General features: G+C 44.7%; 16 protein-coding genes. 13 read left to right on the top strand and 3 right to left on the bottom strand.

Annotated elements, in window-relative coordinates:
* Positions 1 to 99: 99 nt before the first annotated feature.
* Together AC3AQ9_RS13945 and AC3AQ9_RS13940 are read left to right on the top strand one after the other, a co-directional pair.
* Complete coding sequence (locus AC3AQ9_RS13945; protein ID WP_488308093.1) at positions 100 to 1,395, top strand: MFS transporter; 1,296 nt, start codon at positions 100 to 102, stop codon at positions 1,393 to 1,395.
* A 159-nt stretch (positions 1,396 to 1,554) separates the two neighbouring features.
* A complete protein-coding gene (locus AC3AQ9_RS13940; RefSeq protein WP_488308092.1) occupies positions 1,555 to 2,412 on the top strand; it encodes an SDR family oxidoreductase in 858 nt (285 codons plus the stop codon).
* A gap of 17 nt (positions 2,413 to 2,429) precedes the next feature.
* Here the strand turns inward: AC3AQ9_RS13940 and AC3AQ9_RS13935 are convergent, their stop codons facing one another.
* Positions 2,430 to 3,611, bottom strand: a complete 1,182-nt coding sequence (locus tag AC3AQ9_RS13935) for an MFS transporter (RefSeq protein WP_488308091.1) — start codon at positions 3,609 to 3,611, stop codon at positions 2,430 to 2,432.
* Positions 3,612 to 3,831: 220 nt separating this feature from the next.
* Between AC3AQ9_RS13935 and AC3AQ9_RS13930 the strand changes: the two genes are divergently transcribed.
* The 3 genes from AC3AQ9_RS13930 (at position 3,832) to AC3AQ9_RS13920 (ending at position 4,943) form a co-directional block, all read left to right on the top strand.
* A complete protein-coding gene (locus tag AC3AQ9_RS13930; protein ID WP_488308282.1) occupies positions 3,832 to 4,257 on the top strand; it encodes an SRPBCC family protein in 426 nt (141 codons plus the stop codon).
* A complete protein-coding gene (locus AC3AQ9_RS13925; RefSeq protein ID WP_488308090.1) occupies positions 4,258 to 4,614 on the top strand; it encodes an ArsR/SmtB family transcription factor in 357 nt (118 codons plus the stop codon). It begins immediately after the preceding gene.
* A gap of 197 nt (positions 4,615 to 4,811) precedes the next feature.
* Positions 4,812 to 4,943: an Lmo0850 family protein gene (locus AC3AQ9_RS13920; protein WP_300991318.1), complete on the top strand. Its 132-nt coding sequence runs from the start codon at positions 4,812 to 4,814 to the stop codon at positions 4,941 to 4,943.
* A 38-nt stretch (positions 4,944 to 4,981) separates the two neighbouring features.
* Here AC3AQ9_RS13920 and AC3AQ9_RS13915 read toward each other — a convergent pair whose 3' ends face one another.
* Entirely contained in the window at positions 4,982 to 6,169 is a 1,188-nt protein-coding gene (locus AC3AQ9_RS13915) for an FtsW/RodA/SpoVE family cell cycle protein (protein WP_488308089.1), read from the bottom strand.
* 161 nt (positions 6,170 to 6,330) lie between these two features.
* Here AC3AQ9_RS13915 and AC3AQ9_RS13910 point away from each other — a divergent pair, with 161 nt between their 5' ends.
* From AC3AQ9_RS13910 to AC3AQ9_RS13880, 7 genes are all read left to right on the top strand, one after another.
* Positions 6,331 to 7,101 carry a hypothetical protein gene (locus AC3AQ9_RS13910; protein WP_488308088.1) on the top strand — a complete coding sequence of 257 codons (771 nt, stop codon included), beginning with the start codon at positions 6,331 to 6,333 and terminating at the stop codon, positions 7,099 to 7,101.
* A gap of 257 nt (positions 7,102 to 7,358) precedes the next feature.
* On the top strand, positions 7,359 to 8,429 hold the full coding sequence (locus AC3AQ9_RS13905) for a D-alanine--D-alanine ligase (RefSeq protein ID WP_488308087.1): 1,071 nt from the start codon (positions 7,359 to 7,361) through the stop codon (positions 8,427 to 8,429).
* 13 nt (positions 8,430 to 8,442) lie between these two features.
* The gene (locus AC3AQ9_RS13900; protein WP_488308086.1) at positions 8,443 to 9,801 is read left to right on the top strand and encodes a UDP-N-acetylmuramoyl-tripeptide--D-alanyl-D-alanine ligase; all 1,359 of its coding nucleotides are present in this window, start codon (positions 8,443 to 8,445) and stop codon (positions 9,799 to 9,801) included.
* Positions 9,802 to 9,892: 91 nt separating this feature from the next.
* On the top strand, positions 9,893 to 10,591 hold the full coding sequence (locus tag AC3AQ9_RS13895; protein ID WP_488308085.1) for an alpha/beta hydrolase: 699 nt from the start codon (positions 9,893 to 9,895) through the stop codon (positions 10,589 to 10,591).
* 334 nt (positions 10,592 to 10,925) lie between these two features.
* On the top strand, positions 10,926 to 12,437 hold the full coding sequence (cshA, locus tag AC3AQ9_RS13890; RefSeq protein ID WP_488308084.1) for a degradosome RNA helicase CshA: 1,512 nt from the start codon (positions 10,926 to 10,928) through the stop codon (positions 12,435 to 12,437).
* 303 nt (positions 12,438 to 12,740) lie between these two features.
* Positions 12,741 to 13,220: a PH domain-containing protein gene (locus AC3AQ9_RS13885; protein ID WP_488308083.1), complete on the top strand. Its 480-nt coding sequence runs from the start codon at positions 12,741 to 12,743 to the stop codon at positions 13,218 to 13,220.
* Positions 13,213 to 14,760: a PH domain-containing protein gene (locus tag AC3AQ9_RS13880; protein ID WP_488308082.1), complete on the top strand. Its 1,548-nt coding sequence runs from the start codon at positions 13,213 to 13,215 to the stop codon at positions 14,758 to 14,760. The genes AC3AQ9_RS13885 and AC3AQ9_RS13880 overlap by 8 nt, the downstream gene beginning before the upstream one ends.
* Positions 14,761 to 14,793: 33 nt before the next feature.
* Here AC3AQ9_RS13880 and AC3AQ9_RS13875 read toward each other — a convergent pair whose 3' ends face one another.
* Positions 14,794 to 15,402: a rhomboid family intramembrane serine protease gene (locus AC3AQ9_RS13875; protein ID WP_488308081.1), complete on the bottom strand. Its 609-nt coding sequence runs from the start codon at positions 15,400 to 15,402 to the stop codon at positions 14,794 to 14,796.
* Between the two features lie 68 nt (positions 15,403 to 15,470).
* On the opposite strand from AC3AQ9_RS13875, the gene acpS reads away from it, so the two are divergent.
* The gene (gene acpS / locus AC3AQ9_RS13870) at positions 15,471 to 15,821 is read left to right on the top strand and encodes a holo-ACP synthase (RefSeq protein WP_488308080.1); all 351 of its coding nucleotides are present in this window, start codon (positions 15,471 to 15,473) and stop codon (positions 15,819 to 15,821) included.
* Positions 15,822 to 15,834 lie beyond the last annotated feature (13 nt).

Below are 15,834 nucleotides of genomic sequence, written 5' to 3'. Positions count from 1 at the left end.
ATATTAGTTTAATTATATTAAACTTCCGCTTGCAAAGTCAATTTCAGCGTGATATATTTTGTTTAATTAAATTAAACATCGGTGAAGGGAATGAAAAAAATGAGCCAAGCAGCAAGCTTAAAACAAGCCACATATCACTTGTACACGTTCAGCATCAGTAAGCTGATATCGACCTTCGGAAACAGTGTCTATACATTCGGGATCAGTTTGTATGTTCTGGCACTGACCGGTTCTGCAGCAAGCTTCGCCATCAATTTGATTTGCAGCATTTTGCCAAGAACTATTCTGGCGCCTTTTGCCGGCTATGCAGCGGATAACTATTCAAAGAAAAAAATCGTTATTGTTTCCCAATTGGCGACGGTTTTGTCTGTCAGCGGATTATTGCTTTATAGTTTGGCCGAGGGGCTGTCGCTGCTGGCCATTTACATCACCACAGCACTTCTTTCGCTAAGTTCGATGTTTACGAGTGTCACTTTTTCATCTTCCATTGCGAACTTGATTGATTCGGAGCGCATCCAAAAAGCGATGGGCTTTAACCAGTCAGCTATGTCCGTTGCGACGATTGGCGGACCGGTCATCGGCGGCATGCTGTTCGGTTTTGTCTCCATCAATGTGTTCCTCGTTATTCAAATCGTTGCTTACACAGTTGCGGTGTTGCTTGAAGCTACGATGAATTTCAAATTATTCACGGATAGAGCTGCCGAAAAGGCAGGAGAAGCAAGGCAACCCCTACTTAAAGGAATGAAAGAAGGCTTTGTTTACTTGAAAAGCCACCGGGTCATCATGGTTATTGTAACGGCAGCAATCGGTCTCAATTTCTTTTTCTCTGCATTGATGATCGGCCTTCCGATCATCGCTGTGCGGCAATTAAAAGTGGAAGCTTCTCATTTCGGGATTATTGAAGCAATGGTTGCTGTAGGAATGCTGCTCGCTTCCATTTACTTTGCCATGAGGAAAGAAGTGAAATTTCCACTGCTTATGTCGAAAAGAGCGATTTTCGTGATGTCGTTCATTTTGGCAGGCATGGCATTTCCGCTTGTCTTGGATCTGTCTTACGGAATGAATGTCTGGTTCTTGATTGTTCTGATGTTTGGATTTGGATTTTCGAATGTCTTCGTCAATACACCAATCGGGGTCATGATGCAGAAAGATGTAGCCGAAGAATACCGGGGGCGAGTCTTTGGCATACTCGAATCGATGGCGATGGCCATGATGCCGCTCGGGTATCTGATCTTCGGTTTGCTGTATGATGTAGTCCCGGCCCAGTACGTGGTGTGGGGAAGCAGTGTGTGCCTGATTGTGCTGATCGCGTATATGGTACGGCCTTCTGTTCTGCAAGAAGCTTATCCTGAGCTTGGAAGCAGCGTTCCACAAGGGACAATAATGCAAAAATAACAAAACTTTTAACCAATCCGCCTCAATGAACAGCTAATAATAAGTGGAGATGCTTCATTTCTGCTCATTATTGGCTTTTCTTTATTTTGTTCCAGGTTTATGTTGCCAGACAAAGGGAAAAATGCCAGAGACATGAAAAATCAGAAAGGATGAAGCGAAATGGAAAAAGATAAACCGGAAAGCTTGCCCGCGCAAGAACAGGAACGCCAGCCAGGCTTTGAAACAGAAATGACGCCGGAACCGGAATTCACCGGCAATCTCGCAGGCAAAGCGCAGCGCCTCCCAGAAAAAACGGCTTTGATTACCGGAGGGGACAGCGGCATTGGACGCGCAGTAGCGGTGGCATTCGCAAAAGAAGGGGCAGACGTTGCCATTGCTTACCTTGATGAACATGAAGATGCAGAAGAAACAAAGCGGCACGTTGAAAAAGAAGGAAGACGCTGTCTCTTGATTGCGGGAGATATCGGGGATGAAGCCTTTTGCCAAGGGGCGGTGCAGCAAGTGATCGATGAATTCGGCAAGCTGGACATTCTGGTCAACAATGCTGCCGAGCAGCACTTGCAGGATTCGTTAAAAGACATTACGGCGGAACAACTGGAACGGACTTTCCGCACGAATGTATTTGGCATGTTCCACATGACAAAAGCGGCGCTGGATCATTTAAAGCCTGGAAGTTCGATTATCAATACCACTTCCATCACGGCTTTCCAGGGCATGCCGACATTAATCGATTATTCTTCCACCAAAGGGGCAATTTTGTCGTTCACACGAGCCTTATCGGGATCACTCGCAAAACAGAATATCCGCGTCAATGCCGTAGCGCCAGGACCAATCTGGACGCCGCTCATTCCGGCTTCGTTCCCTGCGGAACAAGTGGAAAGCTTTGGCAAGAATACGCCGCTCGGACGCCCAGGCCAGCCGGATGAACTCGCGCCAGGCTATGTTTACCTGGCATCCGACGATTCGTCATATGTTACCGGGCAAGTTCTGAATATCAATGGCGGTACGCCTGTATAAAGAAAAAAGCAAGCGCCTCAAGAAGAGGGGCTTGCTTTTTCAGTGGTCCGCAAAGTTTTGCCGGAACTTTTATAAATCAGGATCAATCCGATGCTGAACAAGGCCAATGTACCCGAAAGGTAATAGACCGCCCCGGATTGCAGTGTTAACAGCCAAGTGAAAAACAGCGGTCCGATGATGCGCCCCATATTATCCATAGAGTAAGTCATGCCGGCGGCGGTGCCGTACTTTCCGCCTGACTCCTTTGAAGTAAGCGACACCAATACGGTCCGGGCAAGTGCGTTGCCGGCTGTAAATATGCTAAGGGCAATTCCGGCAAACACCAGGCTCGAAGTGAATGGCAATAAAAAAAGTCCGGCTGCTGTAATGATTTGCGCACCGATGATCCATTTGGTTTCGGTGCCGTCTTTGACGCGGCGCACGACTCCGCCTTGAATCGCTGCATCCACAAAACCGCTTGCCATAAAGAGATAACCAAGCTGTAGCGGCGTAATTTCAATTTGATCGATTTGGAATAGCTGAAACGTTGATTCCAAGCCGGCCAGCAGGAAAGTGACGGTAAACGAGAACAGGAACAAGTAGCGGATCCGGTATTGCCAAAGCATGCTGGCTCCTTTTGGCAGCAGTTTCCGTTTGACCGCTTCACCATGGCGCTCCGGTTCTTTCAAGACGATGCCGGCATAGCCCATCAGCAGCAAGACGAGAACGGCTGACGCGGTAAATGGCAGTGAGAGCGAAACTGCACCAAGAAGACCGCCGATTGCCGGGCCGAAAATAAAGCCGAGGCCAATCGACATGCCGAGCAGGCCCATATATTTATTGCGTTCTTCAGAAGTGGTGATGTCGGCAACGTAACCGGTCACTGCTGTATACAGAGCGCCGGAGAACAAGCCGCCGATGATGCGGGACAAATACAGTAAAACTAGATGATCCAGAAACAGCGAGAACAAAAAGAAACTGAGGCTGAATCCGGCCAAGCCGATCAAAATCAGTTTTTTGCGGCCGGTATTATCAGATAGACGGCCCCAAAGCGGTGCTGTGAAAAACGAAGCAAGGGCATAAATGGTGATAAGTCCGCCTACATGGATATCTGCATAGCCTTGCTGAACAATAACTTCCGGCAGCACCGGTATGATAATGCCAAAGCCCAAGTAAACAAAAAATTGAACAGACATCAGCAATAAAATGGTTTTTTTCATAATAAACTTTCCTGCTTTCTAAAAAGACTATGGTGCCATTTTACCTTTGTTAAAGGAGAACGACAATGAAGGAAATAAAATGGATCGTTTTCGGACTTCTATAAAAGAAGGAGCTGAAGGTTTCCGGAGGGCGATTGACATGAAACCTTAAGGTGTTATATCATTCTAGGTGAAACCAAATGGTGCTATTTTATTTTAAAGGAGAATGTTCATGGAACCGATGGATCAAGCAGTACTGGAAGACATCAAACACGTCATTATAATCGATGCTCCTGTCCGGAAAGTATGGGACTTCGTAGCGACTTCGGAAGGGATTGCTTCCTGGTTTATGCCAAATGATTTTCAGCCGGAAGAGGGAAATGAATTTCATCTGCAATCACCGTTCGGCCCATCACCTTGTAAAGTAATTGAATTTGATCCGCCTAATCGCCTTTCATTCACTTGGGATACAGAAGGCTGGATCGTTTCTTTTCTTTTAAAAGAAATCGAAGGCAAAACCGAATTTACTCTTATTCATGGGGGATGGAAGCATCCTGAAGCTATTCTTCCAAAAGCAAACGACAAAAGTTTTATTATCCGTGACCGGATGGATCATGGTTGGGAAGGGATTGTCAGAAAACTAAACGAAAAGGTAGTTGAAGCTTAATTGTCTTCAGCAGCTAAAAAGCATGATGTCTTTCAAGCGATTGCAGATCCGACCCGGAGAAAAGTGCTTCACTTATTATCGGAAGGAGAACTGCCCATCTCAGCAATCAGTTCCCATTTTACCGTCAGCCGCACAGCAATTGTGAAACACCTTCATATCTTAGCGGAAGCCGAACTGATCAGTGGACGAAAAGAAGGCCGGGAAAAAATCTATAGCCTCCAGCCGGAGTCCTTTGAAGAGCTAAAGCAATGGCTGTCGTATTTTGACCAATTCTGGCATAACAAGCTATCGATTCTCAAGCACGTGGTCGAAAATGAAGAAGAAAATAAAACCATAAGAAAACGGCCGACTGAATGAGTCGACCGTTTTCTTATGTTCTAGAGAAAAGAATTTACAATTTTTTCACTTTGTCATCAAAATGAAAAGTTTAAAGTTCGTAAAAGATGGTATTATATGCATAGACACAGAAAAGTCAACTATTTACCCCTCTGAATGAAACTGATACCAGTTCCAAACGTCAATAATAGTATGAATAATATAAAGAGGTGATCTGGATGGCGAAAGACGTTGAAATTCGCAAAATCGTTTCCAATCTATCGAAACTGGGGATCCAAGCAAATATCACAAAATCTCGTGTAGAATTATTGAAAGCACTGGCTTTGCCCCAAACACCGCAAATACAATAATAAATGCAAAAAACTCCGACGCCAAGCGTCGGAGTTTTTTAATCAACTTCTTTATCGTTGCCGAACATATAAGTGCGATGGTGGAATTTCATGCTAAAGACGATTCCGATGGCCAGCATATTGCCGATCAAGGAACTTCCGCCATAACTGATGAACGGCAGCGGAATACCGGTAATCGGCAGGAGCTGAATCGTCATGCCGATGTTTTGGAAGACGTGGAATGTAATCATCGCAATGATTCCGGCGCAAACATAGGTGTTGAATGTGTCTTTTAGTTGTAAAGTAATTTTCGTCAAATGATAAATCAGCATGAAGAACAAGATGATGACTGCACTGGCCCCGACAAATCCGAAATCCTCCGAAATAACCGTAAAGATGAAGTCGGTATGATTTTCCGGAACATATACTTGTCTGCCTTGATAACCTTTACCAAACACTTCCCCAGAACCAATGGCATTCATGGCGGCAATCAAGTTATAGCCAGCTCCGTCTGCATAGGCATACGGGTCCAGCCAAGTATAAATACGGGCAAATGCGTAAGGCTGAATGCCAAAAGTATCCGTTAGGAACTCTTGCATATTGACGGCCATCCAAAGCAGCGTCACGCCAATGACTGTAACACCGCCGAAACTTGGCAATATGATTTTCCATGAAATTCCGGCCACTACAATAATGGCTAATGTAATAGCGATAAAAACAAGCGCTGTACCCAAGTCAGGCTGTTGAAGGATAAACAACAGCGGGATGAGCAGCAAAAAGCCGATTTTTCCTAATAGAAGTAAATCTGTTTTTATCGTTTTTAATGGAAGTTTTTCATGATGGGAAGAAATCATTTTCGCTAACGCCAGGATATAAAAGGTCTTCATAAATTCAGCAGGCTGGATATTGACAAACGGTGTATGAAACCAAGCTTTGGCACCATTGACCCTCTGCCCGATTTGGCCTACTCCTTCAGGTGCAATCATCAAAGCCACCAAAAGCAATATTCCGAAACCGTATAAATAATAAGACATCTTTTTATATTGTTCTGGATCAAAGTACATAAGAACACCAATCATGCAGATTGAAATAAAATAAAACAGTGCTTGTCGCGGTACGAAGTTTGTCAAATATTGTCCGGAAGTCTGCGCTGAAGAAATAGCGATCAAAGAGACCACGAAAAATAAAAATAATATAAAAGCGAGCGGCCAATCAATGCGATCAGCAATGCTCTTGTTTGTTTGCATTTGCGTTCACCTGTACTTTTTTAGGATTGAGAGTAGGTTTATATTATAGCGTATTCTCATAGAATGTGCCTATACCAAAAGTAATGACGCAAATAGAGCAAGGATGTTTCATATTTCATTAGAATGGTCGTATAATGTAAAAGGAGAATGGAGTGGGGGATATGGTCAAAAAACCGTTGAACGCGGATTATTATATACAGCATTTATATATTTATTTAAATGACGCCGATCAGTTTGCTCTTTTCAGTGGGTTGACCTTTGCTCAATTTCTGGACGCCATGAAAATGCCCAAAAACCTCTTGTTGCTAAAGCATCCATACGAAGATGCCTCGTTTAATATGCATACTTATATGGAGTTTGTCGGACAGGAAGATTTTGTGCAGCTTAGGAAAGCGCTTCAAAATAAAAAAAGTGAATTCTGCTGGATTGATTTCAAAAATGAAAGACAATTGAATTCTTTGACCCCCCAAGAGCAGGCTGAACTATTGTATATCGGCCATAAAAAAGAAACTGTGCGACTGCCATTTTATGCTGCTTTGCAAAATGAATTCGTTTATTTATCAAGTGAAGAGGAACAGACGACGAAGATTTATTTCCGGCACTTGGAACGGCTGAATGAACTGGTTGGCAATTATTTTACCCAGTCCATCCGCAAAGAAGCGAATGGACAAAACTTTTGGCGGCGGAAGTCAAAAGATTTAATTCCGGAATTGCCTTATGAAATACTGGCTTCTTTAAAAAACGATTACCGGGAAGGGGCCTTGATATCGCTGGCTGATCCGGAAAAGACGAAAAACACGATTGAGCTGCATATTCGTTCAGTTGAGGAAATCTCTTTCCTGGATGAATTTTGGTCTGACATCCGGGATTATACAAAACAGGAAGTCGACCGCAAAATCATCTTTGACCGCAAATTGAAGCAATGGAAATAATACTCGGAAACGGGTGTTATTTTTTTTGCCGTAAAATTTCACGGAATAATGTTGCCGATATTCCACGATTCATTTGCAGGAGCGCTCACTTTATCCGCATATTTCAACTGCAGCAAATTTTAATTTTTCCAAGACTGGCTGGGAAAAAATTTTTCGTCTTTCCTTGTTCGTGATAAACTAAGCATTATGCAAAACGAAATTATTAAAATGAAAAGCGCCGAAGGACTCGGGACTGGACATTAGCGGAGGTTTAAGGGATGAAAAAACGAATCGGTTTATTATATGGAGGCAAATCTGCAGAGCATGAAGTATCGCTTTCCACTGCCCATGCGGTTACACAAGCATTGAATTTTGAGAAATATGAAATACATCCAATCTATATCACGCAAGAAGGTGAATGGAAAAAAGGGTCGATGCTTGAAGGGCCGACTGAAACAATTGAGCAGCTTCAGTTGACCGATGGGCCGACCAATCCAAACGATATTTCAGGCTTCCTTCCTGCAGAAGCCGAACAAAGCCTTGAAGTGATTGTTCCATTATTGCACGGACCAAACGGAGAAGACGGCACGGTCCAGGGGATGCTTGAAGTGATGAATTTACCGTATGTCGGCAATGGCGTATTGGCGTCTGCAGCAGGGATGGACAAAGTGGTCATGAAGCAGCTGTTTGAAATCGCAGGATTGAAACAAACGCCTTATGTCTATTTTATTCGTCAAGAGTGGAAGAAAAACCAGGATTTCTGGGTAAACAAAGTAGCAGCCGAGCTAAAGTGGCCGGTTTTTGTTAAACCTGCGAATTTGGGATCGAGCGTCGGCATAAGCAAAGCGGATAATGAACAGGAATTAATTGCGGCAGTTGAAGAAGCGCTGAAATTTGACCGTAAAATTGTGGTGGAACAAGGCGTCACGGCGCGTGAAATTGAAATCGGGGTGTTAGGGAATGATGTACCGGAATGTTCGGTAGCCGGTGAGATCAAACCCTTGAAGGCATTTTATGACTACGAGGCGAAATACAAAGACGGCAATACCGCGATGATCATTCCGGCTGAATTGGATGAAGAGGTATACGCGGAACTTGTGGCTGCAGCTAAAAAGGCGTTTAAAATATTGGACTGTTCTGGGCTGGTCCGCGCAGATTTCTTCGTTACTGCTGCCAATGAGATTTTGATCAACGAAGTGAATACATTGCCTGGCTTTACTCCATACAGCATGTTCCCCTTGCTTTGGGAAAATACGGGGCTGCCATATCCGGAATTGATCGAGCGCTTGATTGCGCTTGCGATTGAGCGTTATGAAGAAAAGCAAACCTTGCAAGTAAAAATAGATTGAGTGGAGAAATTTAATGAAAAAACCTATTGAACAATTGGCTAAATGGCTGGATATAAAAACAAGTTTAAAAGGAATTGAAGTCACAGGAGTTTCGATCAATACGAGAACGTTAAAGCCTGGCGATTTATTCATTCCGTTTCGTGGGGAAAACGTCAATGGGCATCAATATGTCCGCCAGGCTATCGAAGCAGGAGCAGCCGCCTCGCTGTGGCAGCGGGATGAACCGGATCCGCCGAAAGATCTGCCTTTACTGATTGTTGATGACCCGAAAACCGCTTTGCAGGAAATGGCGAGAGCATACCGCAATGAGTTGTCGACGATGGTGATCGGCATCACGGGATCAAACGGCAAAACCTCAACAAAAGATTTAGTGGCAAGCGTTTTGAAACCATATTTCAAAGTGCAGAAAACACAAGGCAATTACAATAACGAAATCGGGCTGCCATTGACGATTCTGTCGCTGGACGAAGACACCAAGTTTGCAGTGTTGGAAATGGGCATGAGCGGCTTCGGTGAAATCGAATTTTTATCCGAGCTGGCCCGCCCCGATTATGCCATCATCACGAATATCGGTGAAGCCCATATGCAGGATCTTGGCTCCCGTGAAGGCATTGCCAAAGCGAAATTTGAGATTACTGCTGGTTTGGAAAGCCATGGCAAGTTATTTTACGATGGCGATGAGCCATTGCTTGTGCCTTTTGTCGAGAATTTTCCGCAGGCCGTATCATTCGGCTTTGACACCAATAATGAATTGGCCGTTACGGATATCAAAGCGACGGAAAATGGCAGCAGCTTCCAAGTCAGCGGCATTATCGACGCAGCGTTCACGATTCCGGTACTGGGCGAGCACCAAGTGAAAAATACCTTATCGGCAATTTTAGTGGCGCTCGAAGCTGGCTTGTCGGAAGAAGACATCCGCCGGTCGCTGAAAGATGCGGCATTGACCGATATGCGCATGCAGATTATCCATACGGAAAGCGGCGCTACGTTCATTAACGATGCTTATAATGCAGCTCCTTCTTCGATGAAAGCGGCACTTAACTTTATTCGGGAAACAACGATGAAAGAAGATAAATGGCTTGTTCTAGGCGACATGCTGGAACTTGGCGAAAAAGAACAGGAATATCATGAAACGCTCGAAACATCCATATCGGAGAATATCGCTGGCGTCTGCTTGTTCGGTCCTCGTATGAAATGGCTGTATGAGAAGATGAAAGATTCCTATAAAGGTGAACTGATTTGGAGCGAAGATGATTATGCTCCGATCATCAATTTTTTACAGGACAAGATTACAGCAGAGTCGCTTATCCTTGTTAAAGGATCACGCGGTATGGCGCTTGAACGGGTCATCGAACCTTTTGTCAAGATTTAACAGCCTTTAACTAAACAACAATCAACAGAGAATTTTCATCTCTGCTGGTTGTTGTTTCTCTATATCTCAATAAGAAAGTAGGGGAAGCCGTTTGAAGACAGGAGTTCTGTGCATTCACGGCTTTACAGGCGGACCTTATGAGGTTCAGCCGTTTGCCGACTTTATGGAAAAGCATACAGATTGGATTGTTAAAGTGCCGACACTTCCGGGGCATGGCAAAACCTTGAATCTCCGGAAAATGAAGGCGGAGCATTGGATGATGGAAGCGGAGCTGGCGTTGCGGGAATTGAAAAAAGAGACGGACCGCATCATTATTGTCGGGTTTTCAATGGGTGGATTAATTGCCATGTACTTGGCTTTGCGTTATAAGTTGGACCGGCTGGTTCTGTTAAGCGCTGCTGCCAAATACATCAGTGCCACTCAGCTTCTTGAGGAAATCAAAGAAACCATGGCAGATGCAGTGAAAAGGAAGCTTGGGGACAACGAGTTTTTTCAGCAGTACAAATATAAGCTGACGCACACGCCTATATTTTCTACAGCTGAATTTTTGAAAGTGGTCAAAATGGTTGAACCTCATTACCGGCAAATAAAAGTGCCTGTGTGCATAGTTCAAGGAAGAAAAGACGGGATAGTTCCAGTTTCAGCTGCTGAACATATCTACAACAGTATTGGTTCGGACGAAAAATACATCATTCATTCTGATTCCGGGAAGCACTTGATTTGCTACAGCGATGATTGCGACGATTGGTTTATGCAGGTCCTTGGGTTCATGAGGAAGGGCGCAGAGTAAACTGATTATTATAACCTTTGCGTATTGATTGCAAGTACTTGGAAATCGTGCTATTCTAATGAAAGCAATGGATACATTTTTGAGACACTCTTCCCTGTGAAGAGTATTTTTTTGAGCAAAACGGTTTGTTCTACTTACTGGGCATCAAAACCCGCCGATCAGACCGCTCGGCAACGCCCGAGCTTTTTCTGTTCACACATCCCCTCTGACTTAAAACTACAGAGTATGATTTTCGACGTGAAACTTCCTCATAAAGGCTCGATCTTTGTCACGAATTCATCTAAAATGTACACCATTTGTAAATAAGATGAAGACAAAAGGAGATTGAAAAAATTTGGTAAAATTTTCAGAGTTAAATATTAGCGAAACAACTTTAAAGTCCGTACGACGCATGGGGTTTGAAGAAGCAACACCAATCCAGGAAGGTACGATCCGTCTTGGAATGGAAGGAAAAGACATCATCGGACAAGCTCAGACAGGTACTGGTAAAACAACTGCGTTTGGTATTCCGTTGATCGAAAAAATCGACACTAAAGACGGCAACGTCCAAGGTTTAGTTATCGCACCGACTCGCGAATTGGCTATCCAGGTTTCTGAAGAGCTTTACAGACTGGGCCAAGATAAAAACGTGCGTATCCTTTCAGTCTACGGAGGCCAAGAGATCGGCCGTCAAATCCGTGCACTTAAAAACCGCCCGCAAATCATCGTTGGTACACCTGGACGCCTATTAGACCATATCAACCGCCGCACGCTTAAATTGGACAATGTAAACACATTGATCCTTGACGAAGCTGACGAAATGTTGAACATGGGCTTCATCGAAGATATCCAAACAATCATGTCAAGCGTTCCAGAAGATCGCCAGACATTGTTGTTCTCAGCAACTATGCCGGATGCTATCCGCCGCATTGCAGAGAAATTCATGAAGACTCCAGAAATCGTTAAAATCAAATCAAAAGAAATGACTGTTGAGAACATTGAGCAGTTCTTCGTTAAATCGGTAGAACGCGAAAAATTCGACATCCTTTCACGTCTTTTGAACGTACAACAACCAGAACTTGCAATCATCTTCGGACGCACAAAACGCCGGGTTGATGAATTGGCACATGCTTTGAATATCCGCGGCTATGTAGCTGAAGGAATTCATGGTGACCTTAGCCAAGCGAAGCGTATGTCTGTGTTGAAGCAATTCAAAGCAGGTAAAGTCGACATCTTGGTTGCAACTGACGTAGCAGCTCGCGGACTTGATATCTCAGGCGTATCACACGTATACAACTTTGATATTCCACAAGATCCTGAAAGCTATGTTCACCGTATCGGGCGTACTGGCCGTGCAGGTAAAAAAGGAGTCGCAGTCACGTTCGTAACACCACGTGAAATGGGCTACTTGAGCATCGTTGAAAGAACAACTAAGAAGAAAATGGAAGCTTTGATTCCTCCGACTGCTGACGAGGCTGTACTTGGCCAAAAACGCGTAGCTATGGAACAATTGCAAGAAATGACTGAGAAAAACAACTTGGGCGACTACCGCGTATTTGCGAAAGAAATGCTTGAGAAGTTTGATGCGGTTGATTTGATTGCAGCAGCTCTTAAAACAATGACGAAAGAGCCGGAAGATGTACCGGTTTCTATTTCTGAAGAACGCCCGTTGCCAGCTCGCGGAGGCGGCGGTTATAAAGGAAAAGGCGGACGCAGCAGTGGAGGCGGCGGTTATAAAGGCAGCCGTTCTACAGGTTCAGGCCGTCCATCTTCAAGCCGTTCAGGTTCTGGTGCAGGCCGTCGTCGTGAAGGCGCAGCAAGCAGCACTGGCGGACGTCCAGGACGCACTCGCCGCCACGAGTCTTAAGAAAAGCGGGAGCGTCTGTTCAGTCCCGACAGGCTTAAGGTGACCTGTGCCGGAAATCTTGATTTCCAGAACAGGGCGACTTAAGACCCCGAGGGACTAGACGCTGCAGCTAGACACTAAGAAAAGCGGAAGTGCCCGTGTAGATTCGACGGGCACAACATGCTTCATAATAGAAGGCGGATACGAAACAGGAAACTGTTTTCGTATCCGCCTTTTTTGCTTGGCTGTTATCAGGTACAATTAAGTAAAGCACTGCAGCTTGAATTGTGTAGGTAAGCAGGAAACGGGAATGGAGAGAAGCGAATGGAACATCAACCGAAAAACCAGATTTCCAGAAAAGGATTAACGGTTTGGCGATTGTACGGAACAATCCAAACCGCCATAATTGCTGTTTTTATTATTGGAGTGGGCGTGCTTACTTACTTTTTTGACTGGCCCCAATGGCTGTATGCCCTTTATGCCGGAATCATTACTGTATTTGGAGTTTTGCTGATTTATTTATTTCCGAAAATCCGTTGGGAGCGATGGCGCTATGAAGTACGGGAACAGGAAATTGAATTGCAGCATGGCTTATTCATCGTAAGGCGGACTTTGGTGCCGATGGTAAGAGTGCAGCATGTTGATACAGAACAAGGGCCGATTTTGAGAAAATACGATTTAGCCGAAATCTCAATCTCCACAGCTGCTACCACGCATATAATTCCCGCACTTATTACGGCGGAGGCAGATGAATTGAGAGCGAGGATTTCTGTGCTGGCAAGGGTGGCGGAAGACGATGTCTGAAACTTACTATAAACTTCATCCTGTTTCTGCGCTTATAAACTTCATTAAAGGGTTAAAAGAACTGATTGTTCCTTTTCTCGTTGTTTTTGGCGTTAATCTTTTCAGAGATGGTGGAATCAGCGCAATGTTCAATCAAGGCTGGCAAGGATTGCTTCCTGTGTTGATTGGATCAGTGGTGCTGGTATTTGTGCTGATTGCCGGAATCATAAAATGGAAACGGTTTGTGTATTGGTTTGAAGAAGGTGAGCTGCGCATCGAGTACGGATTATTCGTCAAGAAAAAGCGTTATATTCCATTTGACCGAATCCAGAGCTTGAATTACACCGAAGGAATATTCCATCGTCCGCTTGGCTTGGTGAAAGTGAAAGTCGAAACTGCAGGTTCAGGGAAAATTGGCCAAGCGGAAGCGGAATTGACGGCTATTTCCCGGGAAGATGCGGATCGCATTGAGCGCAAAATGGAAGAAGCGAAGCGCGGCGTTTGGAGAGAGACTGAAATGGCCGCGGACATAGCCGTCGCGGAAGAACCGGCAGTGGAGGAGAAGAAAGAAACCAAGACTCTTTACCGGATGACGATGAAAGAATTGCTTGTTCTGGCTACGACATCCGGTGGAATTGGAGTAGTGCTGTCGGCGACAGCTGTCTTCTTTTCTCAGTTTTCCGAATTGATTCCTTATGATGCAATTTATGAGGAAGTCATGCTGTTCTTGCGGTTCGGATATTTAATTGTGGCATTGGTCATTTTTATCGGGCTTTTGATCGCCTGGATTATCTCTGTCATATTAACGATTTTCGCGAACTATCATTTCACGATTCAAACGGATGAGGGCCATATTTATCTTACTCGGGGCTTGCTGGAGAAAAAGAAAGTCTCCGTGCCTTTCAAACGGGTGCAGGGCATAAAAATCTCACAGAATCCTTTGCGGGAGCTGTTCGGCTATGCGACTGTGACGGTGGAAAGTGCGGGAGGATCTATTGGGGATAAAGATGAAAAAATCCGGCTGTTTCCACTCGCTAAAAAATCCGCTATCATTCCGGTGCTGAACGAGTTGTTTCCAGAAATGGATTGGGAACCGGAATTGGCAAAAGCGCCAAAACGCAGTGTCCATTTTTATTACCGCCTCGATTTTATTTGGCTGGCACCGTCCATTGCCGCGCTAGGCTACTTTTTCTATCCTTATGGCCTTATAGCACTGGTGGTTGTGCCGGTTATTGTATTGCTGGCGTTTTGGCAGCACCGGACAGCCGGCTATGCCTTATCCGGCAAGCAATTGACCATGCAGTTCCGGGGAATCAGCAAGCACACTTCCTACATGATGAAAAGAAGGATACAGGCCATCGATGTTACGCAAAGCTATTTTCAGCGGCGGCGAAACCTTGCTTCTATTCAATCGACGATCAAATCCGGAATGATGGGAGCCGTAGCAAGAATCGAACATATGGAAAAAGAAGATGCCAGCCGAATTTTGGCATGGTATGAACCCTCTGATCAAAAAGCCGCCAGCCATGAAAAAAGTCAGCCGGAATTATTTTCCGGCTGACCCTTTCTTTATGTCTGGAACCCAGAGCGAGTGTTATTTTCTTTTCTTCCAGCTGACAATCCGTTTCGGGTGGAAATAGCTGAGTCCGATCAGGAAACCAGTGGCCATTCCGGCAATATGCGCGGTTGCATTGACGTTTGGCGTCAAAAAAGTCATGATTATACTGATGACGATAATTGGAAGAATGATTTGTCTAAGTTGAGGGAGTGCCCGGCGTCCGTAATACAATAAGGCCGCAAATGCTCCAAAGATGCCGAAGATTGCTCCGCTCGCACCAACGTGCAGGTAATCCAGTGGCTGCAGCAGGTAAGTGACAAGTGTGCCAAAAAATCCTGACAATACATAAATGGTGATGAACCGGACTTTCCCGGTCAGCCTTTCAAGTTCTGGACCGAATAAAAACAAAGAAAACATATTAAAGAGCAAGTGCATTATTCCGCCATGCAAAAACATCGGCGTGAAAAATCTCCACCATTCTCCTGCGTTAATCAAATAATTGGAGCCGACACCAAACCTGAAGATCTGCCCTCCAAGGATTGGAACCCAGGTGAGGATGTGCACCAGTAAATTGAGTGCGATCAAAGTCGACACGACAGGATACAGCCGTAAATATTGGGAGAAGCTTTCTGTACGAATAAACATTTTGTCACCTCTATTTCATACATGTTATTATACCTGTTTAGTGTTTGTGATTGAAAGGAGAAACAATTATGATCATTGGAATCGGTCTGGATATAGTTGAACTTCATCGAATCCAAAGGCTCGATAGCAGGTCTTCCAAATTCCGGGAACGAATTTTGACCCAACGGGAGCTTTCCGAGTACGCCTTGCTGTCTGAGAGACGGCAAGTGGAATTTCTCGCTGGACGTTTTGCGGCGAAAGAGGCTTTTGCCAAAGCCAACGGTACAGGCATCGGTGAATTTTGTTCTTTTGAAGATATTGAAATACGAAAAGATGAAAAAGGCAAGCCGAGCATTTTTTTTCGGCAGCAGGAAATCGGACTTGTTTCTATTACACATACAAAAGAATATGCTGCGGCACAAGTTCTTTTGCAATCTTAAAAGTAAGTGGGGA

The organism is Planococcus sp. VCh962, assembly GCF_057748275.1.
The sequence above is the reverse complement of the archived record's forward strand: the minus strand, read 5'-3'. Positions and strand labels throughout refer to the sequence as shown.

What these genes read in the sequence shown, in the direction of transcription:
- AC3AQ9_RS13920 (WP_300991318.1), top strand. Translation starts at nt 4,812, where the DNA reads ATGGCGAAAGACGTTGAAATTCGCAAAATCGTTTCCAATCTATCGAAA.
- AC3AQ9_RS13885 (WP_488308083.1), top strand. Translation starts at nt 12,741, where the DNA reads ATGGAACATCAACCGAAAAACCAGATTTCCAGAAAAGGATTAACGGTT.
- acpS (WP_488308080.1), top strand. Translation starts at nt 15,471, where the DNA reads ATGATCATTGGAATCGGTCTGGATATAGTTGAACTTCATCGAATCCAA.
- AC3AQ9_RS13935 (WP_488308091.1), bottom strand. Translation starts at nt 3,611, where the DNA reads ATGAAAAAAACCATTTTATTGCTGATGTCTGTTCAATTTTTTGTTTAC.
- AC3AQ9_RS13875 (WP_488308081.1), bottom strand. Translation starts at nt 15,402, where the DNA reads ATGTTTATTCGTACAGAAAGCTTCTCCCAATATTTACGGCTGTATCCT.
- AC3AQ9_RS13905 (WP_488308087.1), top strand. Translation starts at nt 7,359, where the DNA reads ATGAAAAAACGAATCGGTTTATTATATGGAGGCAAATCTGCAGAGCAT.
- AC3AQ9_RS13910 (WP_488308088.1), top strand. Translation starts at nt 6,331, where the DNA reads ATGGTCAAAAAACCGTTGAACGCGGATTATTATATACAGCATTTATAT.
- AC3AQ9_RS13900 (WP_488308086.1), top strand. Translation starts at nt 8,443, where the DNA reads ATGAAAAAACCTATTGAACAATTGGCTAAATGGCTGGATATAAAAACA.
- AC3AQ9_RS13940 (WP_488308092.1), top strand. Translation starts at nt 1,555, where the DNA reads ATGGAAAAAGATAAACCGGAAAGCTTGCCCGCGCAAGAACAGGAACGC.
- AC3AQ9_RS13915 (WP_488308089.1), bottom strand. Translation starts at nt 6,169, where the DNA reads ATGCAAACAAACAAGAGCATTGCTGATCGCATTGATTGGCCGCTCGCT.
- AC3AQ9_RS13930 (WP_488308282.1), top strand. Translation starts at nt 3,832, where the DNA reads ATGGATCAAGCAGTACTGGAAGACATCAAACACGTCATTATAATCGAT.
- AC3AQ9_RS13945 (WP_488308093.1), top strand. Translation starts at nt 100, where the DNA reads ATGAGCCAAGCAGCAAGCTTAAAACAAGCCACATATCACTTGTACACG.
- AC3AQ9_RS13880 (WP_488308082.1), top strand. Translation starts at nt 13,213, where the DNA reads ATGTCTGAAACTTACTATAAACTTCATCCTGTTTCTGCGCTTATAAAC.